The organism is Paenibacillus sp. J22R3 (assembly GCF_056269305.1).
The window spans coordinates 218,203-244,568 of sequence record NZ_JBWDNS010000006.1 but is presented as its reverse complement, the minus strand read 5'-3'; the positions used below and the strand labels follow the sequence as shown (position 1 = coordinate 244,568).

The window sequence follows — 26,366 nt, the reverse complement described above, 5'->3', positions numbered from 1 at the left end:
GATCGCATGCTGCTCGGCATTCATGTCCTCGCTTGCAACGAAGAGGACGTTCTTGGACGCTGTCTTCAAAGCGTGCAGGGGTTTGCAGACGAAATCATCGTTACGGATACCGGCTCTGTGGACCGTACGGCCGCTATTGCGGAAGCGTATGGGGCACGGGTTATTCATCAGACGTGGGAGGATGATTTTGCTGCGGCTCGGAATGCCGGGCTGGATGCGGCTCGAACGATATGGGTGCTTGTACTGGATGCTGATGAGTACCTTGGGGCGAGTGTGCAGCGGACAGACCTTCGGGGACTGCTGCGCAGCGCGCAGGCGGATGCTTATCGTGTGACGATGGAGAACCGTTACGGCGGCGGGATTGGAGAGACGGTCGGTCATGAAGCCGTGCGACTGTTCCGGGCAGATCGCGGCATTCGCTATCAAGGCGTCATTCATGAGCAGCTTGTCCGGCCCGGCTCTAGTCCCACTGCCGTCGATGGTCCGGTTTGCAGGCTGACGTTGGAGCATGACGGGTACATGCCTGACGTTATTGCTCGTAAAGGAAAGGCAGAGCGGAACTTACGACTTGTAGAGAAAGCACTGCTGCTGCAGCCCGACGATCCGTTTCACCTCTATAACAAAGGCGTTACGCTTTGCCAATTGAATAAGCCAAAGGATGCCTGTACGGCGTTCGCTTTGGCTTATTTGTTTGTGCGCGCAGAAGCGCCGTATCGCCCCGTCCTTATCCGGGACTGGGCGAAGGCGCTGCTTGCGCTGGATGACGCCGGCGGAGCCGCCGCGCTGCTGCATCGGGAGGTAGACCGCTATGCGGACTACCCTGACGTGCACCTGCTCTACGGCGACAGCCTCATGCGCCAGCGGCGCGTCATGGAAGCGCGCAGCGCCTACGAGGCGGCGCTGGAAGCGGGGGCGGCGGGGTCTGCCGCCGCCCGGTATGTGGCAGAGGCGGGCGCGGGGACGTATCGCGCCCGCTGCGGTTTGGCCGCGGCCGAGGCGGCGCTCGGCCGGGGCGACAGCGCGCAGCGCTTGTACGCGGCGGCGGCCCGTGAGGCGCCGCGGTTTGGCCCTGCCCTGGCCGGCTGGGCGGAGCAGCAGCAGGCCGCGGGCGAGCGCGATGAAGCCATACGCGCAGCGCTGGCTTCGAGCGTTGGGCTTGCAGCGCCGGGGGATTTGGCGCTGCAGGCCCGGGTGCTTGGCGGCATAGGCGCGTATGCCGCCGCACTGCCGCTATGGCGCGCGGCGCAGCCACTCGCGCCGGCGGATGCGCGCGAGTACGCGGCGTGCCTGGTCGGCGCCGGGCACGCGGGCGAGGCGCGGGCGGTGCTGCTGGAAGCGCTGGGGGCGGGAGCGGAAGGCGAGCTGCAGCATGGAGTTAGCTCGGTGGCGAGCAGCGGCGAGTCGTCGGGGCTACAGCCTTTGCTGACGTCGAAAGTGCCGTACTGGTTGGAGCTTTGCGTGGATGCGGCCCTTTGCAGTTGGAGTGAAGGCGGGGCGCTCCATGAAGGGCTGCGCGGTTTGCTGCATGGCAGCGCAGATGCCGAGGTGCAGCAGCTGGAAGCCGTGCTGCTTGCTATGGACGGCTTCTTGGCGGGAACAGTCAGCGGATTGGCGATTCGGGCTGACTTTGCGAGTCTGCTGCTGGACCGCGCACTTGGGCTTGGTCTGCTGCCTTTGGCAGGCAAGCTGCAAGAAACCGGAGCCGGGCTGCGTGAAGGGTACGCGGAACGGTTATACCTGAGCGGCTATACGCATGCTGCTGCAGGTTTGCTGCTTTCTGCTATGGAGAGCAGGAAGCTGCGGGCGACGGAGTTATTTTGCCTCGGGGAAATTCTCTATGGGAAGCAGCTGTACGGCGAGGCATTGTCCTTGTTTGAGCAGGCGCTGCAGCAAGGTGCCGTGCCGGAGCGGGCGCGGCTTGGTGCAGCCGCTTGTTCGTTGTCGCTGGCAAGGGAAGCGCTGCTGCCGTGGGCGGCGGCAGCTTCCGCGCAATCTCAGCAATTTGGCGGCGGCTGGCCGCATACGGATTTGGAACAAATCGGCACGGCATTGATCCGTGTACAGGCAGCAGGCTGGCGGACGAAGTTCAGCGCCGCGCAAAGGAGGCGGGCCCATGTCCAAGTCGGATAAATCAATATCGAAGCCACTGATCACGCTGTGCATGATTGTGAAAGACGAGGCAAGGGATTTGCCGCGCTGCCTGCAAAGCGTGCAAGGCATCGTGGATCAAATGATCGTCGTGGATACGGGATCGACGGATGCTACGGTTGCCATTGCGCGGAAGTACGGTGCAATCGTTGTGCGGAGCGAGTGGACGGGGAATTTTGCAGCTGCACGCAATAAGGGGTTAGCCCGCGCCGGTGGCGAGTGGGTGTTGTTTCTGGATGCGGATGAGGAGCTGGACGAGGCTACGGGGATGCAGCTTCGACTTCTGGCTCAGGAGCCGGAGATTACGGCTTATTTTCTGAACATCTGGAATTACATGAGCGACGGCAGGAGCGAAGGGGCGACCATTAACCCTGTGCTTCGCATGTTTCGCAACGATTCGCGCTATCGGTTCGAGGGGCGCATTCATGAGCAAATTGCCGGTCCGATTACGCAGCATACCCCGCATGCTAGGTTTCATCTTAGCGATGTGATTATTCATCACTATGGGTACAAACGGGAGGTCGTCGCGGCCAAAAACAAGCTGCAGCGCAACCGCACCCTGCTGGAGCAAGCGATCAAGGAGGAGCCGAATAATCGGTTTAATTGGTATAACCTTGGCGTGGAATATTTTCGCGGCGGTGAAGTGGAGGAAGCGGTTGGCGCTTTTCGCCGGGCAAGAGATGGTATTGATTATGCCTCAGTCAGCTATGCTCATCTGCTCGTAAAGCATGAAGTTCACGGCTTGCAGGCCCTCCGGAGATGGCAGGATGCGCTGGCACTTCTGGAGGAGAGTCAGGCTTGGTATCCGGATTACCCGGATTTGTGGCATGCCAAAGGGGTCAGTCTTGCTGTGCTCGGCCAATGGCGCAGGGCGGCCGAAGCCTTCGCGGCGGCAATTCATCTCGGGCGTGCGCCGGCGATTTATCATACGGAGGATGGGATGGGTACGTATCAATCCGCCTATTGGCTGGGCTCGATGCATGAAGCGGAGCTTGATTATGAGACAGCGGCCCATTGGTATGCGGAAGCGGTGCGGTACAGGGGGAGTCTGCTTTTGCCGCTGCAGCGGTTGTGCCATATGATGCGCATTGCGAGTAGCCCGGAGCAGTTGGCTGCTTTTGCGAGTGAACGGTTTACAGTGGATTCGCCGCAGGCTGCGGCGAAGCTGGCCGGTGTCATGCTGAGTAACAATTGTTACAGGGCCTTGCAGCTATGGTTGGATCATCGGCTTACGGTGGCGTCAGACGAGGAGCGTGTCGCGCTTCTGCCGTGGAAAGTGTTAGCGGCGGCATGCGTGCTTATGGAGGAAGGGCTTGGTCCTGAGGAGACGACGGATGCGGCAGGTCAGGCGCTCGTGACGGAGCTTTCGGCCGCTGCGTCGTGGCTCGATGGAGCTGGAGATCAGCGGTATCCGGCTGGAGCCGTTCGCTGGCTGCCGCTGTTGCTGCGAAGCAGCGAGGCCATGCGGGAGAATGCGTCCGTACAAGCTGAGGGAGCGATAGAGAAGGTGAGGGCAGTAATCGGGCAGTACTTAGATTTGAAACCGCCTGCTGCCTTTGATGGATCAGGTTCCGAGAATGGAATTCGCGCATCTGTGCAGGCGCTCTGCGGACTTGCGGATTATCACTTGAGCCGATTGCAACAGTGTGATGCTTCATTGCTACAACAAGCTGCAGCAAGCATTCGGTTGCTGCTACCGGCAGGAAGTGAGTATTAGCGATGATTGGGCAATGTGATGCGGTGAATGGGATTGGGAGTGGCGGGAAGGTATTGCCCGTTTCCTTATGTATGATTGTGCGGAATGAGAGTCGGTTTCTAGCGGAGTGTTTGCGATCCGCAGCACCGTATGTTGCAGAAATGATCGTTGTAGATACCGGCTCCACGGACGATACAATTGCAATCGGGGAAGCATTCGGTGCCAAAGTGATGCGGATGGCGTGGAAGGATAATTTTGCCGCAGCACGAAATCGTTCACTTACCGCAGCGGGACAGCCGTGGATTCTGGTACTCGACGCCGATGAGCGGTTAGTGCTTGCCTCCGTGGAGAAGTGGGAGGCGCTGCTGGCCGATTCGTCCAAGTGGGGCTACTATGTTAAGCTGCACAGCTGGGTTGGGGGCAGCTCGGGTGCGGGTTCCGTGAGTGTCGTGACGGATGCGGTATGCAGGCTTTTTCGCAATGATGAACGGGTTCGTTTTCGCGGTATTATTCACGAAGAAGCGGCATCGAGCATTATCGAGCTTGGGGGCGAGGAGCGTATTGGACTTGCACCCGGCATTGAAATTTGGCATGAAGGCTATCGGGATGAAATCATTGCGGAGCGCAGGAAATTTGCTCGAAATGGGCGGCTGCTTTCGCTTGCTTTAGCGAGTGAACCGAACGATCCGATTCTTCGTTATGCGGCGGGAACGGAGTTGTTTACAGCGGGCAGGTACAACGCGGCGTTGAAGTGGTTGGAACCGCTAGTGGATGCGGCGATCGTGCAGGACCAAGGTTACGGCTCAGATCTGCTGCTCAAAATCGTTCACGGCTGCAGAGCTGCAGGCCGATTGAATGATGCCGCTCGCTACGCCAAGGTTGGGGTGCTGCGTTACCCGGATTTTGCTGATATGCATACAGCCAGAGGCGAAGTGCTGCTTGACCTCGATGATGCAGAAGCGGCGCTAGGGTGTGCGGTTTCGGCGTCCATAGGTAAGGTTCCGGCTAATTATTCGACCGCTGAAGGTGCAGGGACATTTCGCTCGCGTTATATAGGGGGCGCTGCGCTGGAGCGGCTTTATCGGTTTGAAGAGGCAGCACAGGCGTATGTATCGGCGCTTGCGCATAAGCCGGATTACTGGCCGGCTTGGCAGCGGCTATTGCTGCTGGGACTGCTGCATGCCCCGATTCGGAGGCATTGGCGGCAAGCAGGAGAATGGTTACTGGAAGCCTCTTCAGGAAGCGGGTCGTCGTCTTGTGATGGGTATCCATCAGGTGAGATGGAAGCCATACTTAGTGATCTCGGTTTGAGCGAAAATGAGGGCGAGCCGATTTGGACACTCTTGCGCGGTATGCAATTGAATTCGAGTTCGGCTGCAGTCTCGACTATTGCAGTGATGAGGCCGCTGCTCAGAAGTGTCTGGCTCGCTCGACAGGGAGAAGCGCTGGGTTTGCTTGAGGCATGGGGCGGCCCGGCCGCAGTGATGGCGCGGTCGCCGGTGGCCGAGGCGCAGCGCTGCTTGGCCGCCGGTTGGACTGCCGCCTTGGGCGGGAGTTGGCGGGCAGCAGCGGATGAGCTTGCCACCGCGATTGGAGTCGTGGGCGCGCGCCCATGGCAATCGCGAGCAGCAGCAGCGGGGCTTGCCGCCGCTTTTGCCAAGCGTGCAAGGGCATATTGCGACGAGGAGCCGGAGCTGCTGCCCGAGCTTCAAAGCGAGCAGCTGCTGGAGCTGTTGCTCGGAACTACTGTGCTTGCGAACTAAAGTTGCTCCGCAGTCGCTCGGTAGCCATTCGGCAGATCCTCGCCAACCGCTCCCATTCACATCACTAACTTCTCTCCAACCTCCCGCCGCCATCCTACGAGGTGCTCCTTTAATGATGCAATAGCCTCTCCGCCAACCTATTCCTCTTACACGATCAACTTCTCCCCGGCCCCTCGTCACTCTAACGAACCGTGGAGGTCTTCTTTGGTAAAAATAGGCACCTCCAAAATTCTAACGAACCACAGAGGACTTATTTGACCGAATTATGCGTAAATGCACGGGTTTCGGTGCAAATAAGACCTGTAGGATTCGTTAGAATTTCGAATCGAGGTTATAAGAGCAAATAAGACCTCTACGATTCGTTAGAATCTATAGGGGACGTGAACTCTCGGATTCGTTAGAACCTTAAATCGAGCTTTTTGGAGCAATGCAATCTGTCCTACACATGTACCATCATCCTCGTCCGTCTCGTGAAACGCCAATCGGCGGGAATGGGACAGGCATAAGGATCGGAATGGCAAAATCATCATAACAACACCCAAAGAGGCCCTGTGGAGGACGATTTGTACCCCCATAATCGGGCAATTCGTACGGTTTTGGACGGAAGTGTACCTATCTCCGCCGTGAAAAGTTCTTATATAATCGGTCGTGTGGAAAGCGCTGTCATACATTTTATGCCGATAGTTACTTGCTGTTGGAAGCTTGGCAGCAGTAATTTTTTTATCGATAAATTGAAGCGCTTTCAGGTTAGCTGGTGCGGTTGTCGTCGTTCATGCAGATTGTCATATCGGGAGAAAGGGGGAATGGCAGCGTCCGCTCGCCGTACATAAACGCGGATGAATGCACTCGGTGCAGCAAGAGGCTATTTTCTAATGACAAAGGGGACTGAAGGAATTGAAAAACAAATCGCAGCGCCGAAGAAAAATCTGGCTGGGCCTTCTTTTGGCCATGATTGCCATCGCGCAGATTGGCTATGTGCCTCCGCACGCCAACGTGGCGGAAGCGGCCGACAACGGATTAGCGTTAAAGCCATACATGGGCTGGAGCAGCTACAGCATGCAAGTATATGACGGCCCGTCGGGAAATTGGGTTTCCGAGGCGAAAATCAAGCAAATGTCCGATGCGATGCGCGAGAAGCTGCAGGCGCACGGTTATAACTATATTAATATTGATGCCGGCTGGAACGGCAGCATGGACGAATACGGACGTCCTGTTCCGAGCACGACGCTCTATCCGGGAGGATTTGAGAATCTTGTCAAGTACGTTCATGCCAACGGACAGAAACTCGGGATTTACATGATTCCCGGCATCTCTCCGGCGGCCATCAATTCAACGACGCGGATTCCGGTTTATGGAACAACAGATTGTTTCGTTAACGATATTGCCGTAACGCCTCACACGACGGCGGACTACTGGAACATTGGCTACAAGATCGATTTCAGCAATCCGTGCGCGCAGAGATACGTCGATTCCGTCGCGGATCAGCTGGTTGCGTGGGGCGTGGACTTCGTGAAGTTCGACAGCGTTACGCCGGGCTCCGGCCATAACGACACGTCGATTGACTCGCGGGACGATGTCAAAGCGTGGTCCGAGGCGCTTAGCAAACGCCATATTTGGTTCGAGCTTTCATGGGCGCTCGATCATAACTACGTGGATTTCTGGAAGAAATACGCGAACGGCTGGCGCGTAGACTGGGATGTGGAATCCTACGACCGTGAAGTCGGCATGACGACGTGGGCCAACATTGCCCGCTTGTTCCCGGATGCCGCGCTGTGGTGGCGGGATGCAGGTCCGGGCGGCTGGAACGATTTTGACTCCCTCAATATTGGCAATGGACTGACATCGGGACTGACGAAGGATGAACGGCAGACGGCGATGACGCTGTGGGCTTCATCGTCGGCACAGCTCTATACCGGTGATGATTTAAGCAATCTGGATGATTACGGACTGGAGCTGCTGACGAACGACGAGGTTATCGCCGTCAATCAGGCGGGCCGTCCGGCGCATCCGGTATCCATGTCTACCAATCAGCAGGTATGGTATGCCAACAATGGCGACGGCACGTATACGGTCGCATTGTACAATCTTGGCGGCAACAAGGCAGCCACGGTGAATGTGAATTGGAAGGATATCGGTCTCACCGGCGCTGCTTCCGTCCGTGACCTGTGGACGCATAAGGAGCTGGGTAATTTCGCGACGGGTTTCGGTCCGGTTACGCTCGAACCGCATGCTTCGCGATTGCTTAAGGTAACGGCGCAAGCCGGAACGTCGCTCGTCAACAATGACGATACGGGTATGCGTTATACGGGAACATGGACTCGCAATGGCGGCAAAGAGCTGGCAGGCGATGCGCAAGATCTGTCCATTACGGTGACAGATACGTCAGCTCCTACGATTACCAATGATATGCAAAGTACGGATAACGGTGAGAACTCACAGCCATCCGGTCCGGACCTTGGCCTAGCGGCTGTATCGCATACAGTTATCATTAACGACAATGACCCGGCGGTTTCTTACTCGAACAAGTGGGGCTACAGCTACGACAGGAACGGGTTGTCCGATTATATGAACGATGTCCATTACGGCGAGCCCAATAACGGGACGGAGCCGGAAATCACGTATAGCTTTAATGGCACCGGCATTGAGCTGTGGTCCGAGAAGGGCAGCAGCAACGGCAAGCTGGACGTATATGTCGACAACGAAGCTGCCGTAACAGTGGATACCGAAGGCACGCCGCAGGCTGGTCAATACGCTGTCTTCAGTAAGACCGATTTGGCACCAGGCGCACATACGATTCGCGTCGTGCGCAACAACAGCGGCCAATATTACTTTATCCTTGATGCGCTGAAGGTCACCACGGACTCACTCCTTGACCAGCCATCTGCATCAAGCTTCAGCAAGGACGTTCCTGAAGATATTAGGGTCCATCTGCCTTATGGAGCGAGCTCGCTGACGGGCATCAAGAACGGGGCGGCACCACTTGCAGCCAATACCGATTATTCGATTAACGGCAGCGACGTGACGATCAAGCAAAGCTATCTCATGCAGCAGCCTTCCGGCCAATCGACCGTGCTGAGTTTCAGCTTTGCCGGAGGCGATACGCAGTCGATATCGATTGCGGTTACAGGTACGTCGCTTAGCCCATTAGCTGCGACCTTTGATTTGAAAACATCGGCCCAAGCGAATGTCACGACAACAATGGCGCTTGGCGGCGGCAACAGTCTGAGCGCAATTAAGAATGGCTCGGCAGCGCTGACGGAAGGTGCGGATTATACGATCGCAAACGGACTCGTGACGATCAATAAATCCTATTTGCAGCAGCAGCCGGTCGGCGTGACGAACCTGACCTTTGAATTCAGCGTGAGCAGTGCACAGACATTGGTCATCAACGTCATTAATTCAGCATCTCCGGGACGTTATGCCATGATCAACGACGACAACCCGGATATTAAATTTACGGGCTCGTGGAACCGGAGCACCGATCGCAAGTTTGACGACTACAACAAAGACGTGCACTATCTCGAAACAAACGGCGGCTTCTTTACTTATACATTCAATGGCACGGGTATTTCGTATATTACCGAGATTGATAAAGGCCAAGGCGATGTGGATATTTACATCGACGGCACATTCAATAAAACGGTCAGCACGTATGAAGCTAATGCGAGCAACAAGCCGCAGCAGACCGTCTTTACGGTCTCGGGTTTGACACCGGGCATTCATACGCTGAAAGCGGTTAAGAAATCCGGCCAATACATGCTGCTCGATGCACTGAAAGTGCGTTTAATTGACCGGATCGATGAGTCCTTGGCCGATTTCGACAAGAACGCATCGGCGCAAGCCGACTTGAGTGTGAACGTGCTTGGCAGCATCGGTAGCCTTAAGGAAATTTCGAACGGCGCGTACACACTCGTTAACGGCATGGATTATAGCATTACAGGAAATGAAGTTACGATTAAGAAGGCGTACTTAGCGGCTCAGCCGGTCGGTACGACGAAGTTGACATTTGTATTCATTGGAGACAATGCCGATGATGTGCATGTGACAGCTGTTAACAACGATTACTTTGAATATCAGTTTAAGGGCACAGGGTTCGAGCTGTTGTCCCCGACAGGGCCGGAGCAAGGCAACATGGGTATCTTTATTGACGGCAAGCTGAAGGCGGCTGTGAGCGCGAATACGGCAACCCGGAACGCGATGATCAGCTTGTACAGCATCTCGTCACTGACAGACGGCATGCACACGCTAAAAGTCGTTAAGAAAAGCGGTGAGCTTATGCTTGTCGATGCGCTTAAATTCAATGTCTCCGCGAATTCCGGACCTACTGGCCCAGGCAATATCGGAGGGGGCGGCGGATACACAAATCCAAGCGCAATCGACATCGTGCATACGACGCTGCCTGACGGTTCAGTCAAGGACGAAGTGAAATTATCCGGCGACAACGCGAAGGCGTTAATTGACAAAACCAAAGCCGCAGGGGACAAATCTGTCATCGTCTCGGTTCCGGTATCGAAGGAAGTATCTTTAACGAGCATCACACTTCCGAAAGAGACGCTCGGTCAGCTCGCGGAGAGCGGACTTGACGTGAAATTGGAGGCGAATGGCGTAACGGTTCAAATTCCGAACGCGTCGCTGAAGGACTTCAAAGACGATGCTTATTTTAACCTCGTTCCCGTCAAAGCAGCGGATAAGGGCAAGGAGCTGGAGAAACGCGCAAATAGCGCGAAGGTCGTAATCGCGGCAGCCGGCGGCAGCCAGGTGACGATAATGGGTCATCCCGTTGAAATCGAGACGAATTTGCAAAATCGCGATGTAACGCTTGTCCTTCCAATCGAGGATGCAACCATCAGCGAATCGCAGCTGGAGCGGCTTGGTGTTTACATTGAGCACAGCGACGGCACTACAGAGTTCAAGCAAGGTACGCTGACGACGATTAACGGTGTCCGCAGCATTCAATTTACGACGAACAAGTTCAGTACGTTCGCGCTGATGAAGATCGCAGGCGATTCCCCTATCTTCGCACATGCGTTTTACGTGAAGGGCTACGACGGCGGTTTGTTCAAGCCGAACGGCAGCATCACCCGTGCAGAGCTGGCGACGATTCTGTCCCGCATCTCCACGCAATCCGAGACAGAGGGCAGCCGTACGTACGCTGACGTTAAGACCGGCTATTGGGCAGCCGACGCGATTGCAAAAGTGACGCGCATGGGATTAATGCACGGTTATGCGGATGGCAGCTTCAAGCCGGAGCAGCCGGTAACCCGTGCGGAGCTGGCTGCGATCACGGCGAGCTTCGCTCCGAAGGGCCAGCCTGCAGGAGCGGGATATTCCGATACGGCCGGCCACTGGGCTGAATCGGCTATCAAGATCGCTCAAAGCGCAGGTTATCTGAAAGGCTATACAGACGGTACGTTCCATCCGGGCAGCACGCTCACGCGCGCAGAAGCGGTAACGATCATGAACCGCGTGCTTGGCAGAGGCCCGCTTTACGGAATTGCGCATTCCCCATGGAAAGACGTTCCGGATAACCATTGGGCTGCCGGCGATATCGAGGAAGCTTCGGTCAACCATCAATATCAGCCAAGAACAGGCGGCGGCGAGCAGGCCGCGGAATAATTTACAGCTTGGCATAGGCAGGCGTTCATGCTGAACCGCCGAACGCTGATATAGGCATGAAATGAAAGGAAGCAGCCCGGATCAATCATCTGGGCTGCTTCCTTATGTCTATATCGAGGTGTATTACGCTCGGAATGGTTCATCGCAATCTTAACCAACTTGCGCCTGCAACACATCGTACTTCGGCGCTTGTAAGGTCACTGTCAAGACGCCTTGGTGGCTGGCAATCGCATCGCTAACCTTCCTCAGCCTCGCCTCTCACAACTCTAACGAACCGTGGGGGTCTTATTTCGTAGAAATAGGCGCTTCCAAAATTCTAACGAACCACAGAGGTCTTATTTGCCCCAGTTAAGCGGAAATGCACGGGTTTGGGAGTAAATAAGCCCTGTACGGTTCGTTAGAATTTAGAATCGAGGTTTTTGGTGTAAATAAGACCTCTACGGTTCGTTAGAGTATCATGTCTAGTTTTGTTGCTAGAGAAAGGGCAAGCGGGACGTTACGGTGATAATCGAGCTGTTCCCACAGTGTAATTCGCATCCCGGGGCAGAGCAGCCTTTCAGCTGCCGGCGTCCCGTCGTTCAAACTGTTCCTCCAACAACGAACCCCACCGCTGCTGCCACCGGCCGATATCGAAAGCGAATGCCGTGCGCCTTGCATCCGCGCCATACCGCTGTCTGAGTTCCTCATCCAGGAGAAGCTCGCGCACAGCGGCATACAGCGCATTCTCGGTTGGCGGGACAAGGCGTCCGTTGAAGCCATCGGTAATGAGATCATTGAGGCCGCCGACATTGGTTGCGACAATGGCAACGCCGCAGCTCATCGCCTCTAGGCAGGAGAGGGAGGTTCCCTCCGAATAGACGGTTGGTATAACGGCGACATCCGCAGCTCGGTAAGCATCCCGCACAGAAGAAAAAGCATAGGTGTGATGCACGATTCGATCGCGGTAAGGGTGACTCTTCAGCCAGGTGTAGAAAGCCAGCGCCACCGGCGTACCTTCCACAAGCTCGCCGGCAAACTCCACCGTCAGCATCGGCATCTCAGCCAGCAGTCGATCGGCAATGAGCATCATCGGCACGATGCCGCGCTCGTAGCTCAGCCGCCTCGGATAGAGTAGTCTAAGTCGCCCGCTAGAGACAAGCTCTGGCAAATTAATCAGGTGGATAGAAGCTTTAGCCGGATCGCTATTGTGCGCGACTATTTCGCCACTTACAACCGAATCACTAGCCACATCCAGCCCCACACTCGCCGCCACCCCGTCGTCACCTGCTGCATTCTCACTCGCTGCTACCACGTCATCGCCTGTTGCACTTGTTACGCAATTATCGCGTATATCAGAGGTATTACTCTCACCGAGATCTTCGCCAGCCAAGTCAAAACTTACAACTACGCTCGAGTATAAGTCCTCGCCTTCCGTAACCTGTACCTCTAACTCCCCATCTCGCGCTAATGCCCGCTCCTCTAATGTTCGCTCGCCATCCGCCTCCGTCACGATCCCCAGCCGCACTATTTCTACTGCCTCATTCTCCAGTCTGCCATTCTCGAGCCGATCGTCTACTAGTCCGCCGTCCACCAGCCGATCGTCCTCTACTCCATCCTCCCCAAATCCGTCATCCTCCAACTCGCCCTTCGGCGTGAACCAAGCCGTATCCACTGCGTTGGGCAGCAGCACGAGCCGCTCCGCATCATCGTACGAGCAGCAGGAGCGGCAGTACGTCTGGAAATGTGAATCAACGGTCACGATGCGCTCCAAGCCGTTGACCGCCCGTTGAATCATAACGGCGACATCTGCTTTGACCACTTCGCTCATATCATGCCAATCCCAGCTGACGCCGTGACAAATCCCGATACTGCCCGGTACATACCGAATAGGATGCCACAGGCAGCTCCCGTAAATAATTAGCCCCTCAGCTTCAGCGGCCATCCGCTCGAACGCGCCGGCAATATCATTCAGCTCATAGGCAAAACCCCGCACGGTTACACCGTTATAGGTCGTATCGAAGCTGCGAAAATACGACAGCTGATACACAACGGCACGCCAGCCACGCGCCTGAATGACCCGGCATAAGTCGAAAATATACCGTTCCAAGCCACCTCCGAACGGCCTCGAATAAGCTTCGCCCTCTGAATAACCGTTCAAGTAGCTGTGCGTCAAAATCGTAACGGTCTTCAAATCCCACCACCTGCTTCCTCATCCTCCTGCCAGCGCACAAGGTGGGGGTGGGGATCGAGAATGGAGGCGTAATGCTCCAAGCTGCCCCACTTGCCGAGGGGGTCATTTTGCATATAGCGGTCGTATTTGGCCTTTCGCTGCGCCTCATCGCCTGCCCAGCCGTAATGCTTGACGCGAAGCTCGGATTGGAAGCCTGTCAGTGCGGCGCAAGAGATCGGCAGCCGCGGTACATGGTGATTCCAAGCCGGATAGAAGTAGGAGTAGAGCGGCAAGTAGCGGACAAGCATCATCGTATGCCGCTTATGCAGCTGCCATAACGGGTCGTCCCGATAGTAGGCGAGCGAGCCCCAGAAATCATACATGCGAAAAGCAACCCAGTCATACCGATCCTGGTCAATAAGTGCTCGGATCCGCGTCTTAGCCTTCTGTTCGAAGAATTCATCCGCATCGATAGACAGCAGCCAGTCCGGCTCTGTCCGCAAGGCCGCTTCCCATAACAGTTGGCGAAGCCGCGCCTCCTGCCCGAACAGCGGCTCCTCCAGCCGCACCAGCAGTTTCACCTTAGGGAAGGAGCCGCAAATATCCGGCGTCCCGTCATCACTCGCGTCATCGACAATGACGATTTCATCGACAAAGCCGGACAAGTCGGCCAATGCGGCCTCCAGATAACGACCGGCCTCATTACGCACCTGCATCATAGCCGTCAGCTTATTGCCGCTTGCCTTCCGAAGCGGCCGAGGTGCATCGCTCACGCATATTCCCCCTCTGCCAGCTGATGTGCTTTGTAGTCGACTGCGGCCAGCGCAGCGACGGCTTTCAGCGGGTCCATGCCTGTCATGGCGGCTTGCAGCATCGCATGCACGGCAGCATGGCGCTCACCTTGCAGCGCCAGAACTTTCCCCTCAATCTGCAAACGTTTCAAACGACTCTGTACATTATCCGTCCGCGAAGTCTCCAGAAGAGGCAAAGCCGCATCAGGCCGCCCGCTCAGCAAATAAACCTCAACTAACAGCTCCGCTGCGCGTCTTCGCACATCGGCATCCGACTCAGCATTGCCAACAAGCGGCTCGAGGAGTTCAGCGGCATGCCGGTAATCGTCATTCAGCCGATAGAGCAACGCTGAGGCGAGTTCATTGCGACCTGCGGCCAGTAATCCAACTAACTCCGAGAAGGCGTCACGCTCATGATCGGTTACCACACTGATCCCATACGTATCAATTGCAGCTGACAGCCGCCCTTGCAGCAGCCTTATGGCAGATAAGAAGCGAAAATAAGTCGAAATCGCCCCGGAATCACCCGTGAAGATCGCCCGCTCGAACGCCGCCTTACCCAACTGCTCGGCCTTATCGGTGTCACCAAGCAAATAGTAATAAACCGTTTGAAAAAAAGACTGCATGGCCGATGGCAGCAGCAGCTTCAACTGCTCCTCGCGAAAATCACATCGGCGCAGCAGCTGCAGCCTTGCCAGCGAAGCAACCCCCTTCCCGCTGATCGCATCGCTTACGGCTGCCGTGGCAATCCCGTCCGCCGCCGTGTCGATGCCATCCTGCATGAAGACGCGGCCGCGCCGAAACCACTGCTCGAAGTAGAACGGCTCCGAGCCGGCCACAACAAGCGCAGCCGACGCGCACAAGTCGTCGCGACAGTGCAAATAAGCTTCATCCCCTTGCTCAAGCTCAGCGGGGAGAAGCATGACCAGAGCTTCCGGCTGCCTGCCGGCAATCTCATAAATCCAGCAGGGATGGGAAACAACAGCCGCCGTACTTGCCCACGGAATAGCAACAAGTGCCTCGGGTGCGATAGCGCGATAGCCTTCCGGTGCGCCTGCCATTGCGGCTGCCGAAGCTACAACGTAGACAGTCCGCCCGCGGCCGGCTGACTCGATCATTGCACGATAAGGGAAGTCCCCCCACGCACAATGCGGGAACAACACAATGGTATCTGCCATTTCAGCTCATCCCACCGTTTGAAGGGCACTGCCGCAAGGGCAGCGCGCAGACTTTTGACTCATCCCTCATTGTATGGGTAGGGGCCGATGAACATTCCATTTATGCCCAGTCGCTGCAGCTTGAATTATTATAGCGCTTTCATAGATTATCGATTATATTCAAATTCTAATCGTTCCTCGTTCATTGATTTCATCGACTTATCTCGCGATCAGCGACTGCGACGGCGACAGCCATTGCTTATTGGAGGGTTACTTATGAAGCGCTTGAAGCCTGTTTCACTTCAGAAGAAGCTGCTTTTCATTATGATTTTTCTCTATTTTCCGCTGCCGATTCTCGGCTGGATCTGGTATGAACGGACCTACGAGGTGATTGAGAGCAATGCGGTAGATTCCAGTATCCAGATGGTGAACCAGGTCAATCTGCATTTGGAGACGTATTTCACGGAAGTGCAGCGGACGATGCTGCCCATGCTGGCGAGTGATTTGACAGGGGCATTTCTCAACAATCAGGATGATGACCCCATTAAGCGTTATGAGCTTTCCTACCGGATCGAGAAGGAGCTGTTTGCCAAGATCGTCATGAATCGGCAGGATATTCAGGGGATCTCGCTCATCTCTGACAGGATTAAAGCGACCTCAAGCTCAAGCTTCATGCTTGCGGAGCAGCGGTATTCGCTCTATCTCAAACGGCTGAAGTCTCCGGGGAAATTCCGAATCATGGGCTTCGAAGGGACACCGAGCACAAGGGTCGTGGCAATGGCGATGAAATTTAATCCGCCGCAAAGCACGATGAAGCAAGGGATGCTCATCGTGGACCTTAAGCGCGATGAGATGGTGCATATCATTCAGCAGGTGCAGCTTGGGCGGACAGGCTTTGTATGGGTGGCGGATTCCGCCAATCAAGTCATCTATCATCCGCAGGATGACCAGCTGTCGCAGATTGTCCCGGCTAACTATCTGAAGGAGATGGGCACGAAGCAAAGCGGCACCTTTACGATGAATACGGATCAAGGCAAGAAGCTAGTCGTGTTTATTCGTTCAGATCGCACCGATTTGACCTTGATCTCAGAGGTGCTGCTGTCGGAGCTCAATCAATCGATCGTCACCGTAAGCCGAATTTCAATTGCAGTGCTGGTTCTGCTATTCCTGTTGTCGATGCTGGCTGCCAGCGGGGTGGTCTACTCCATTACCAAGTCCTTGGTGAAGCTGCTGCAGCTCATGAAGAGCGCAGAAATGGGCGATTTCACCGCGAAAGCTCCGAGTGAAGGCGGAGGGCATGAGATTGGGAGCTTGTACCGCGGATTTAACAAAATGGTCGAGGAGATCAAGCGGCTCATCGAAATCGTGCATGTGTCCGAGCTTCGGGAGAAAGAGCTTGAAGTGAAGCAGAAGGAGTCGCTGCTGCATGCGATGCAGGCGCAGATTAATCCTCATTTTCTATATAACACCTTGGAGTTTATTAACTCCAACGCCATCGTGGAAGGGAACGAGAAAATTAGCAATATGATTGTCTCCTTGGGAGATATGTTCCGCTACAATGTACAGAATCCGAACGGCGGCGTGTTTCTGGCAGATGAATTACAGCATATCGAAGCTTATCTGGCGATTCAATCCGAGCGTTATCCAACGTTTACGTATCGGATCGATGTCGACCGTTCGCTAGCTGCTTCAATTCCGGCTGTGCGTTCGACGCTCCAGCCAATTGTGGAGAACTGCTTCAAACATGGCTATGAACGTCATAAACTCCGTCCCGGCGCAATTCGAATTGCGGGCAGCATCGTCGATGACAACCGATTCGTGCTGGAAATCACAGATACCGGACATGGCATGCCGCCTGAAACGATGGAACGTTACAATACAGTCTTCCAGCAAAATGAAACCGACGCAGCGAGTCGCTTCAGCCCGCAACCGGGCTCGCTGTCAATTGGATTGCATAATGTGCATTCACGCACGCGGATGCTCTTCGGAGAACCGTATGGCCTGTATATTGCAGCCTCGGATGAGAACGGAACTACGATTCAATTGGTGCTGCCGCTTCATGCCCAATCAAAGGAGGACAAGACCGATGAGCTACCGCATCTTGCTGGTTGATGATGAACCGATGATCAAGCTGAGCATGCGCAAAATAGTAACCGATACACATCCCGATTTCGTCATCGTGGGGGAAGCGATGGACGGTCAAGAAGCGCTGGAATTGGCGGAGAGGGAACAGCCGCATGTCATTATTACCGATATCAGCATGCCCGTCATGGGCGGGCTGGAGCTGATTCGCGCCATACACGAGAAGGGCTGGAAGCCGGAGATCGTGATCCTATCCGGTTATGGGGAGTTTGATTATGCGCGGGAAGCGCTGCGTTATGGCGTAGCTGATTATATTTTGAAGCCGATTCGCGTCTCCGCCGTTAAGGAACTGATGCTGGGCCTTTACGAGAAGCACCGGAAGAAAATCGAGTGCTGCCACACGAAGAGCGACCTCATGTTTCAATGCCTGCAAGTATCCGGAGAGCTGTTCGAGCTGATTTGGAAGGCGGACGAGCCCGGCGTGAAAGCGGCAGCTGATGGGGTTGTACGGATGATTCTGAGCTACGAGCTGCCGGATGAGCAGAAGAAAGAGAGTTTGCTCGACACGGCTGCCGCCATTCGGCATCATTCGGAAGAACGGGGAACACCGCTTGCCTTTGAACTTGTGTGGAGAGAGCAGCTCTCTGAGATGATTCAGCATTTTCACGACATGCTTCTTCATGGGCTGGGTCAAGTAAGAGGCAGTCGAAATTGGGGGAAACACTCCGCCATTTACGATGCAATTGCCGTTATTCAAGCTCGTTACGCCGATCCGCAGTTCAAGCTGGATGAGCTGCTCTCGGTGCTGAATATATCGGTCACGCATTTCTATAACATGTTCAAGCAGGAGACAGGCAAGTCGTTCATCACCTACTTGATTGAATACCGGATTGAGCAAGCCAAGAGGCTGCTGAGTCAGCAGAAACAGCTCAAAACCTACGAGGTCGGCGAGCGGGTGGGGTATCCGGATTACCCGCATTTCACCAAGCTGTTCAAGAAGGTTGTCGGTGTCACGCCAAGCGAATATCGGAAGCTCGTGTAAACGCTGTCATCCCAGTGATGAATAACACATACTCGTGAAGATATGTACATCCTCAATTCCATTCATGTCCCCTAGTATAAGTCATGTAAGCATTACGTCTCGAGCGAAACACTATCACTGTTAGGGGGATGAAAGGATGAAGTTTAGAAAAAGTACGGCTATGGTATTAGGCTCGGTGCTTCTAACCGGAGGGCTGCTGGCGGGCTGTTCGGACAACGCTAAGGATGCGAACACGAACGACGAATCGACAGGCGCAGCAACAAACACGCAGCAGAATACAGAGACAGATGCAGCGGCTGCACCGAAGGTTAATGCGTTCGGCTGGACGGTTCCCGAGAAGACGATTACGATCGATTACTATTCCGCAGACAAAGACAATCCCGATAAAGCGGCGAAGAAGCTGGTTGCGATTCATGATTACCTCCTCGAGAATTTCAACGTTGACGTGAAGAAAACGCAATATGATGTCGATGGCAAAGAGAAGCTGAACCTGATGCTGGCTTCCAGCGATTATCCCGGCGTCATGTCATCCATTGACAGCGAGTCGCTGGACAAATGGCGTTCCCAAGGCAAGCTGATTGACTTAGCTCCTCTGGTAGACAAGTACGGCCCGAACATCAAGAAAGAACTCGGTGCCAAATATAACTCCTATCTGGACAAGGATGGCAAGCTTTGGGGCGTGCCAAGAGGCTGGGGCTACTTGCCGATTCCGGACTTTAGTGCTCATATTCGCTGGGATTGGTATCAAGCGATGGGCTCGCCGAAGATCGAGACGCCGGATGATTACTACAATGTGCTGAAGCAAATGGTGGCCGAACATCCGAAGAACGCGCAGGGCGAGAAAACGTACGCGATTTCCTGGAACGATCAAGTGGGCATCAACAACGTCATGGGCATCTGGGGCTTGAAGGATGGCTACAAGGATGATGCAAGCCACAACCTGACGCACTGGCTGAATACGTCGGAAGGTCTTGATGCGGTGAAATATTACAATCGCTTCTTCCGCGAAGGGTTGATGGATCCGGACAGCTTCTTGAACAAATTCGATGACTGGAAACTGAAGTTCTCGAACGAACGTATCCTGGGCCATATCGGAACTTGGTGGCAGTCGTGGAATGCCGGCCATGAGGTATGGAAGACGACGATGCAGGGCTGGACGGATGAGCAGCGCTACGTGCAAATCAGCTTGAAAGCACCGGAGGCCGAAGCCGCATACTTGTCGCCTAAAGATACAACGGGTTGGAACTATACGGTCATTACAGATAAAGAAGAGCATCCGGAAGACATTATCAAATTCCTTGATTTTGAAATGACGCCGATCGGCACGCGTTTATTGGGCTGGGGCATTCCGAACTTACCGGAGTCGGTGTGGAATTATGAAGAAGGCGGCAAATGGTCCTTCAACGAGGAGCACAAGAAGGAGCTGTTTGCGGGCACGCTTGATTTTGAGAAGGAAGATGAGCTTACGGGCTGGAATCAAATTTGGCTGGCTCATCCGCAAGGACTCATGAGCGACGACAATAAGAGCACCGCTTGGTACGATCAGAACTTCAACATGGAAGACAAGTGGAAAGCGCTGATGAACACGAACCTGAAGGATACGATTTATGACAATACCGCAAGACGCGTCGTCTTCTCGGTCGATAATCCGCTTACCATCGTCAATCAGCAGATTGAAGATTTGATCAAAACCGGGTTTGCCAAGGCGGTTATGAGCAAAACCGAGCAGGATGCGGTTAACGCCTTCAACGATATGCGCGATAAAGCAGAGAAGCTTGGCCTGAAGGATATTGAAGCCTTCCGTACCAAGGAGTATCAGAGCAATTTGGCTAAAATGCAGTAACGACGCGCAAAGCGGGGGAATCGTTCCTGTTCGGGGCGGTTCCCTTTCTCATAGGAAATGGAGGCTCAAGTATGACACAGCTGTGGAAAAGAGTGCGGCGTGAACGGCAAATTTGGCTGCTCTGTATTCCGATGATCGCATGGGTGCTTACGTTCTCGTATTACCCGATGTATGGACTGCTCATCTCCTTTCAGAATTATATCCCCGGACATTCCATGTTCTCCAATTGGATCGGGCTGGACAATTTCGTTCGCTTCTTCAATGAACCGGATTTTCTGCAAATCATGCGCAACACGCTCGTAATCAGCTTCTTAAACTTAATCGTTGGTTTTCCCGCTCCGATTATTCTCGCGCTGCTGCTGAACGAATTGAGAGGCCGTTATTTTAAAAAGACCATTCAATCGCTGTCGTACATTCCTTACTTTATCTCGTGGGTGGTGGTGGCTAACATCCTCATCACGCTGCTGGGAAGCGACGGGATTCTGAACGATATATTGATCAGGCTTGGCTTCATTGACGGACCGATCGGATTTCTGACAGAGGGCAAATACTTCTGGACGATCCTTGTTAGCAGCAACGTGTGGAAGGACATGGGCTTCTCCGCCATTATTTACTTGTCCGCTATTGCGGGGATTGATAAGGAGCAGTACGAAGCAGGCCGGGTAGACGGGCTGGGGCGCTTCGGTCTTGTGCGTCATATTACGCTGCCGGGCATCCGCTCTACAGCCGTACTTCTGCTCATCCTCGCGATTGGCGGCATTCTGAATGCCGGCTTCGAGCAGCAGCTCTTGATCGGCAATCCGCTCACGCAGGATCATTACGAGGTTATTGATACGTATGTGTATCGCTTCGGCGTTCAGCTCGGGAATTACTCCTACGGAACAGCCGTCGGTTTGATGAAGAGCGGAATCGGTCTTATTCTCGTAATCGTGGCGAACCGTCTGTCCAAGCGCTACATGCAATCATCAATTTTCTAGGAAGGAGGACTGCCCGCGATGGAAACCTCTTATATCAAGAACTCTTTTGCAAGCCGGGTGGCGGATGTCCTTATTGTTGCCGCTCTGCTGCTGCTGGCTTTTATCGTTGTCTATCCGTTCATCAATCTGCTGGCTCTGTCCTTTAATGACGGCAAAGATGCGGCGCGCGGCGGCATTTATTTCTTCCCGCGCAAGTTCTCATTCTCCGCTTATAGCATGCTGTTCGAGAATGAGAAGCTGCTGAAAGGGCTCGGCTGGTCCGTTCTGCGTGTCGTGGTCGGCACGGGGACCTGCTTATTCGTTACGGGGCTCTTGTCTTACATCATCAGCATTCGGACGTTCTCGGGCCGCAAGTTTATGCGCATTCTGTTCTTCATGACGATGTACTTCAGCGGCGGCATCATCCCGACTTATATTCTGATGAACCAGCTGCATCTGACGAATACGTTCCAGGTGTACTGGATTCCGGGGATTATTAATGCGTACTTCATGCTGCTCATGGCTTCTTATATCTCCGACCTGCCGGAAGCGCTGTTCGAATCGGCGCGGATTGACGGAGCAGGGGAGCTGCGCATCTATTGGCGCATTGTCATTCCTGTAGCGATGCCCGTGTTCGCCGCCGTGTCTATCTATGGAGCAGTGGGGCACTGGAACTCATGGTTTGATGTCATTCTGTATAACTTTAACGGTAAATTCGATACGCTCCAGGTGTACCTTCGCAGGCTGCTTCTGGAAGTCGAGGCCACGCAGCAAATTCGCGATCAACAGCTGCTGCTGCATAAGTTTCAGGGCTTATCTCCGCAGACGCTGCGTGCGGCGACAACTGTCCTCGTGACGGTGCCGATTCTGTGCGTGTATCCGTTTTTGCAGAAGTATTTTATCGGTGGGATTACGTTAGGTTCGGTTAAATAGATTCGGTTGCTTTGAGATAAATGAGGTTAAGGAGTGAGTCCGATGTCCGTATTAAGTCCGTTTAAGCTGACTTCTTCATCTGCTGGGCTTCAGGCTGCTGCGCGCTGGGCGACGGAGCAGGCGCTGGCTTATGCGTCGGTAAGTGATCCCGTTGGGCCGTGGTATGAAGCCGCACTGCCGGGGCGTCAGGCATTCTGCATGCGCGATGTGGCGCATATGAGTGCAGGGGCGGCCGTGCTTGGATTAGGCGCACATACGAAGAATATGCTGCTGAAGTTTGCGGAGAACATTAGCGAATCCAAGGATTGGTGTACGTATTGGGAAATCACGAAGGACGGGCTTCCATGCCCGGATGATTATACGAATGATGAAGACTTCTGGTATAACCTGCCCGCAAACTTCGATGTGATTGACTGCTGTTATCGGCAGTATTTGTGGAGCGGCGATCGCGACTACTTGAATGATGAACGGTTCCTTACGTTCTACGAGCGGAGCTTAAATGACTACGTGCAGCGCTGGGATCGCGATGGCGACTGCATTCCCGATCATGTGAAGGGTGAGGGTCGGCGCGGCATTGCGTCTTATGTGGAGGATTCGCTTACTCCGAAGGTGGGAGGCGATCTGGTAGCGGCGCAATATGGCGCTTATGCCGCCTATAGTGCGATTGCTTCACTGCGCGGAGAGTTTGATAAAGCGGCACATTATATGGCTTTGGCGGAGCGGCTGCAGCATAAGTTTGATGCAGAGTGGTGGAGTGAGGCGGAGCAGCGGTTTAGTGGAGCTATTTTGCAGGATGGTCGCTTCCATACGAGCTATTACTTGTCGGCGCAATACATGCCTGTATACTTTGGACTGATCTTGTCTGGTGAGAAACGGCGGCTGGCGGTGCAGGATATCATTCGCAACGGTGTCTCCAATGTGGAGGAGATGTCGCATTTGGCTGACATCTATTATGCCACGGGTGAGAAAGAAGAGGCTTACCAGGCTATTCTTACGTTGTGTGACGAAGGGATGGAGCGCAGAGAGTACCCGGAGGTGTCGTATTCGGTTATCGGGAATATGGTCACGGGGATGCTGGGCGTCCGTCCATATGCCGACCAACAGCTGATCGAGATTACACCGCAGCTGCCGGATGGGGTGGACTGGGTAAGAGCAGAAGGGATCGCGATGCTGAGCAATACGCTGCTTGTTGAAGTTCGGGATGGCCGCATTACGGTGGTTAATCAACAGGGGCCGGTTATCCATGTGCGCATTGGCGATAAGCGGGTTTCGCTAGAAGAGCGGGAAGAATTCAGCGTCTGACGACGAGTACGCTTCGTGCCGGCAGCCATACGGTGATATGGTCCTTCTGCTGGGACGTGGCGGGTGTGTGATTGTTGCACGAAATGCAACAAATCGGCCGTCATGAGAGAAAAGAGTAATGCCAGTTGCTAATTCCTGCTGCTTAGGCGGGAGGTGCGAAGATCGCACAAGGGTAACCTCTGCTGCCATCTGCTGCTTAGGCGGGGCTTCGGAGCGAGCGAGAGTGCATGATTGTTGCATAAAGTGCAACAATTTGGCCGTCATGAGGGTACTGGGGAGCTAATGTTGCAGGAAATGCAACATTTCTGAGCAGAAGAGCGCCATATGAGCGTATTAGAACGAAAATGTTGCACTTTGTGCAACATCTACTAGAATAAGCTCGATAAACCCCGGAAATGTTGCAAAAAACGCAACATTTCTTGTGGCCCTGCAGTGGCCCTGCTGCTTAGGCGAGGGAGTGCGAGTGAAGCAAACCAAAAAAAGATGGCACAAGGGTAACCCCCTGCTGCCATCTTTTTGTTTAAGTGCGATTAAGCTTGTTTGGAAGCTTCGATTTCGATCGTGAATTTCACTTCGTCGCCGATTAGAACGCCGCCTGTTTCAAGCGCTGCGTTGTAAGTGAGGCCGAATTCGCTGCGTTTGATAGCGCCTTTACCGCTGAAGCCAACTTTCTCGTTGCCCCATGGATCTTTGCCGCTGCCTTCGTAAGTAACGGTGAATGTTTCTGTACGAGTCAAGCCGTGCAAAGTTAGATCGCCAGTCACGTCGTATTCGCCATCATCCGTTTTGCTGATCGATGTCGACTTGAAGGATAGTGTTGGGTACTGCTCGATATCGAAGAAATCGCCTGTACGAAGGTGGTTATCACGATCGGCATTGCGAGTGTCGATGCTGCTAAGCGCGACATTAAATTCGATGTTCGCCGTAGTCAGATCCGCTGGATCCGCTTCGATGGAGGCATTAAATTCGTGAAACGTACCTTTAACTTTAGCAATCATCATATGTCTGATTGTGAAATCAACACTACTGTGGCTTGCATCAACGACCCATTTGGACAAAGACATGAATTGACCTCCTAAATTTACTTACAATTAATAATAAACTAAATATTATATAGTAAGTTTAATCGGGGAAGAAGGTCTTTGTCAATACGAATGTCAGAAAAATCCTTCATGCATTATTGTGGCTCCGGATAAGGGAACAGATCGGCAATTCGAGTAGTTTGGCCGCTTTCGGTCGTGAATACGACATGCTCTCGCCGCAGCCCGCGCGGACTGTCGAGACCGCATGCCGCAGACAGCGAGAACAATCCCTCCCGCAGCTGCAAAATATAATTCATCACCCGCCACTGCTTCTCCTCAGGCGCGAGTGCGGCTTGGTACTTGGCATCGGTTGTCGTGATGCCGGTCGGGCATTTGCCGGTGTGGCATTGCATCGCCATGATGCAGCCGTTAGCCATCATGAAACCGCGCGCCGAATTGACGCAGTCTGCTCCAAGCGCGAGGGCAATGGCGACTTTGTCCGGCGTGATCAGCTTGCCTGAGGCAAAGATGCGGATGCGCTCGCGAACGCCGAATTTACGGGCCGTGTCGTCCAGAATGATAAGCGCCGCATATAGCGGCAGCCCCATGCCGTCAGCCATCGCCTTGAACGTAGCGCCGGACCCTCCCTCAGAGCCGTCCACCGTGATGAAGTCAGGATAGATGTTCAGCGCAAGCATCGCCGAGAATAACGGCTCGAGCCGCTGCGGGTCCCCGACGACGATCTTAATGCCGACGGGTTTGCCGCCGGCCTCTTGCAAGGATCCGATGAAACGGAGCGCTTCTTCCGGACCTGTCAGCATTTCGAAACGATTGGGCGAATTGACGGTTTTGCCGACAGGGACAAGTCTTGCTGCCGCTACCGCTTCTGTTACTTTGGAGCCTTCCAGATGTCCGCCGCGGATCTTGGCTCCCTGATGGAATTTAAGCTCGAACGCTTTAATGTTCGGATTCTCTGCTTTGTGCTTGAACGCTTCAATCGAGAATTTGCCTTGATCGTCACGGAAACCAAACATACCGGGGCCGATCTGGGACACGACGTCTACACCGGTTGCCAGGTGAACGCCTGCAACGCCGCCTTCGCCTGTATTGATCCATGACCCGCCGGCCATAGCTGCGCCGCTGCCTGTCGATTGGATATAGTTCTCGCCCACAGCGCCGAAGGAAGTAGCGGACGCGCCGAACATGCCTTTAAGCCGCCATGGCTGAGGGCGATCTTGACCGACAATAATGACATCGTCGTCAGCGAGGAGCCAGCGTTTGACGCTTTCGTCGACCGTTCGTTCTTTGCGCGTAAATAAACCTTCATCGGTGATGACGTATTTTCGGCCGGGCACAAGCTGGAGGTTGTCGACCTTAAGCTCGCTCGTGAGCTTAGGAAACATGGCATTGGATATATAAAACCCCGGCTTCTCATAGTCGCGCCGGCCGCCGAAGGAGATGAGATCCGTGCGGTATTTGGCCGCATACACGATGCCGACGAAATCAGCCCGCGAGAACGGCCTTCCTTCTGTATCATTGTCGAACCAATATTGTCGGAACTCCGGACCCAGCTTCTCCAGCAAATAGCGGACCCAGCCGAGAAAAGGATGCGATCGGATAATGGAATGCTTGGGCCGCTTGGAGAGGATGTACATATAGCTGAAGAACCCGAGCAGCGGCAGTGCGACAAGCAAGAATACGGCGGAAATTAGAATCGTGGATATCATCTCGGACTCCCCCAGTTGTCAAATTAGCAGGCGATAATCCCCATTTCAGTATACCGTGTACTTCCATGTTTTAGTCTTAACTACTGTGGGTGGAGAGGGAAGAACGAGAAAACCTCCATCCCGCCTTGGAAGGTAGGGT

The 26,366-nt window shown here is 54.3% G+C and carries 15 protein-coding genes; 10 read left to right on the top strand and 5 right to left on the bottom strand.

What is annotated here, in order from left to right; translation table 11 throughout:
- Positions 1-6: 6 nt before the first annotated feature.
- The 4 genes from AC0YN4_RS24630 to AC0YN4_RS24615 all read left to right on the top strand — a co-directional run bounded on the left by AC0YN4_RS24630 (position 7) and on the right by AC0YN4_RS24615 (position 11,223).
- Positions 7-2,130, top strand: a complete 2,124-nt coding sequence (locus AC0YN4_RS24630) for a glycosyltransferase (RefSeq protein ID WP_475837032.1) — start codon at positions 7-9, stop codon at positions 2,128-2,130.
- The gene (locus tag AC0YN4_RS24625; protein WP_475837031.1) at positions 2,114-3,865 is read left to right on the top strand and encodes a glycosyltransferase; all 1,752 of its coding nucleotides are present in this window, start codon (positions 2,114-2,116) and stop codon (positions 3,863-3,865) included. Before AC0YN4_RS24630 ends, AC0YN4_RS24625 begins: the two co-directional genes overlap by 17 nt.
- Before the next feature lie 2 nt (positions 3,866-3,867).
- Positions 3,868-5,607: a glycosyltransferase family 2 protein gene (locus tag AC0YN4_RS24620; RefSeq protein ID WP_475837030.1), complete on the top strand. Its 1,740-nt coding sequence runs from the start codon at positions 3,868-3,870 to the stop codon at positions 5,605-5,607.
- An 894-nt stretch (positions 5,608-6,501) separates the two neighbouring features.
- Positions 6,502-11,223, top strand: coding sequence for a X2-like carbohydrate binding domain-containing protein (locus AC0YN4_RS24615; protein WP_475837029.1), 4,722 nt, complete (start codon positions 6,502-6,504; stop codon positions 11,221-11,223).
- A 556-nt stretch (positions 11,224-11,779) separates the two neighbouring features.
- Here AC0YN4_RS24615 and AC0YN4_RS24610 read toward each other — a convergent pair.
- From AC0YN4_RS24610 to AC0YN4_RS24600, 3 genes are read right to left on the bottom strand one after another with little or no spacing between them, the layout of a single operon-like run.
- On the bottom strand, positions 11,780-13,393 hold the full coding sequence (locus AC0YN4_RS24610; protein ID WP_475837028.1) for a glycosyltransferase: 1,614 nt from the start codon (positions 13,391-13,393) through the stop codon (positions 11,780-11,782).
- On the bottom strand, positions 13,390-14,145 hold the full coding sequence (locus AC0YN4_RS24605) for a glycosyltransferase family 2 protein (RefSeq protein WP_475783103.1): 756 nt from the start codon (positions 14,143-14,145) through the stop codon (positions 13,390-13,392). The genes AC0YN4_RS24610 and AC0YN4_RS24605 overlap by 4 nt, the downstream gene beginning before the upstream one ends.
- Positions 14,142-15,341 (bottom strand): tetratricopeptide repeat protein, encoded by a 1,200-nt coding sequence (locus tag AC0YN4_RS24600; RefSeq protein WP_475837027.1) that lies wholly within the window; start codon positions 15,339-15,341, stop codon positions 14,142-14,144. Before AC0YN4_RS24600 ends, AC0YN4_RS24605 begins: the two co-directional genes overlap by 4 nt.
- A gap of 255 nt (positions 15,342-15,596) precedes the next feature.
- On the opposite strand from AC0YN4_RS24600, the gene AC0YN4_RS24595 reads away from it, so the two are divergent.
- From AC0YN4_RS24595 to AC0YN4_RS24570, 6 genes are all read left to right on the top strand, one after another.
- A complete protein-coding gene (locus AC0YN4_RS24595) occupies positions 15,597-17,432 on the top strand; it encodes a sensor histidine kinase (protein WP_475837026.1) in 1,836 nt (611 codons plus the stop codon).
- The gene (locus AC0YN4_RS24590) at positions 17,407-18,444 is read left to right on the top strand and encodes a response regulator transcription factor (protein WP_475837025.1); all 1,038 of its coding nucleotides are present in this window, start codon (positions 17,407-17,409) and stop codon (positions 18,442-18,444) included. The genes AC0YN4_RS24595 and AC0YN4_RS24590 overlap by 26 nt, the downstream gene beginning before the upstream one ends.
- A 136-nt stretch (positions 18,445-18,580) precedes the next feature.
- Positions 18,581-20,287, top strand: a complete 1,707-nt coding sequence (locus AC0YN4_RS24585) for a sugar ABC transporter substrate-binding protein (protein ID WP_475783099.1) — start codon at positions 18,581-18,583, stop codon at positions 20,285-20,287.
- 71 nt (positions 20,288-20,358) lie between these two features.
- A complete protein-coding gene (locus AC0YN4_RS24580) occupies positions 20,359-21,264 on the top strand; it encodes an ABC transporter permease (RefSeq protein ID WP_475783098.1) in 906 nt (301 codons plus the stop codon).
- 18 nt (positions 21,265-21,282) lie between these two features.
- Positions 21,283-22,176: a carbohydrate ABC transporter permease gene (locus tag AC0YN4_RS24575; protein ID WP_475783097.1), complete on the top strand. Its 894-nt coding sequence runs from the start codon at positions 21,283-21,285 to the stop codon at positions 22,174-22,176.
- Between the two features lie 42 nt (positions 22,177-22,218).
- Positions 22,219-23,478: a hypothetical protein gene (locus AC0YN4_RS24570; protein WP_475837024.1), complete on the top strand. Its 1,260-nt coding sequence runs from the start codon at positions 22,219-22,221 to the stop codon at positions 23,476-23,478.
- Positions 23,479-24,008: 530 nt separating this feature from the next.
- Here AC0YN4_RS24570 and AC0YN4_RS24565 read toward each other — a convergent pair.
- Both AC0YN4_RS24565 and AC0YN4_RS24560 read right to left on the bottom strand, forming a co-directional pair.
- Complete coding sequence (locus AC0YN4_RS24565) at positions 24,009-24,542, bottom strand: YceI family protein (RefSeq protein WP_475783095.1); 534 nt, start codon at positions 24,540-24,542, stop codon at positions 24,009-24,011.
- A gap of 113 nt (positions 24,543-24,655) precedes the next feature.
- A complete protein-coding gene (locus tag AC0YN4_RS24560) occupies positions 24,656-26,227 on the bottom strand; it encodes a glutamate synthase-related protein (protein WP_475783094.1) in 1,572 nt (523 codons plus the stop codon).
- Positions 26,228-26,366 lie beyond the last annotated feature (139 nt).

Coding starts and splice junctions, on each gene's coding strand:
- AC0YN4_RS24630 (WP_475837032.1), top strand. CDS start 7: ATGCTGCTCGGCATTCATGTCCTCGCTTGCAACGAAGAGGACGTTCTT.
- AC0YN4_RS24625 (WP_475837031.1), top strand. CDS start 2,114: ATGTCCAAGTCGGATAAATCAATATCGAAGCCACTGATCACGCTGTGC.
- AC0YN4_RS24620 (WP_475837030.1), top strand. CDS start 3,868: ATGATTGGGCAATGTGATGCGGTGAATGGGATTGGGAGTGGCGGGAAG.
- AC0YN4_RS24600 (WP_475837027.1), bottom strand. CDS start 15,341: ATGGCAGATACCATTGTGTTGTTCCCGCATTGTGCGTGGGGGGACTTC.
- AC0YN4_RS24595 (WP_475837026.1), top strand. CDS start 15,597: ATGAAGCGCTTGAAGCCTGTTTCACTTCAGAAGAAGCTGCTTTTCATT.
- AC0YN4_RS24590 (WP_475837025.1), top strand. CDS start 17,407: ATGAGCTACCGCATCTTGCTGGTTGATGATGAACCGATGATCAAGCTG.
- AC0YN4_RS24585 (WP_475783099.1), top strand. CDS start 18,581: ATGAAGTTTAGAAAAAGTACGGCTATGGTATTAGGCTCGGTGCTTCTA.
- AC0YN4_RS24580 (WP_475783098.1), top strand. CDS start 20,359: ATGACACAGCTGTGGAAAAGAGTGCGGCGTGAACGGCAAATTTGGCTG.
- AC0YN4_RS24575 (WP_475783097.1), top strand. CDS start 21,283: ATGGAAACCTCTTATATCAAGAACTCTTTTGCAAGCCGGGTGGCGGAT.
- AC0YN4_RS24570 (WP_475837024.1), top strand. CDS start 22,219: ATGTCCGTATTAAGTCCGTTTAAGCTGACTTCTTCATCTGCTGGGCTT.
- AC0YN4_RS24565 (WP_475783095.1), bottom strand. CDS start 24,542: ATGTCTTTGTCCAAATGGGTCGTTGATGCAAGCCACAGTAGTGTTGAT.
- AC0YN4_RS24560 (WP_475783094.1), bottom strand. CDS start 26,227: ATGATATCCACGATTCTAATTTCCGCCGTATTCTTGCTTGTCGCACTG.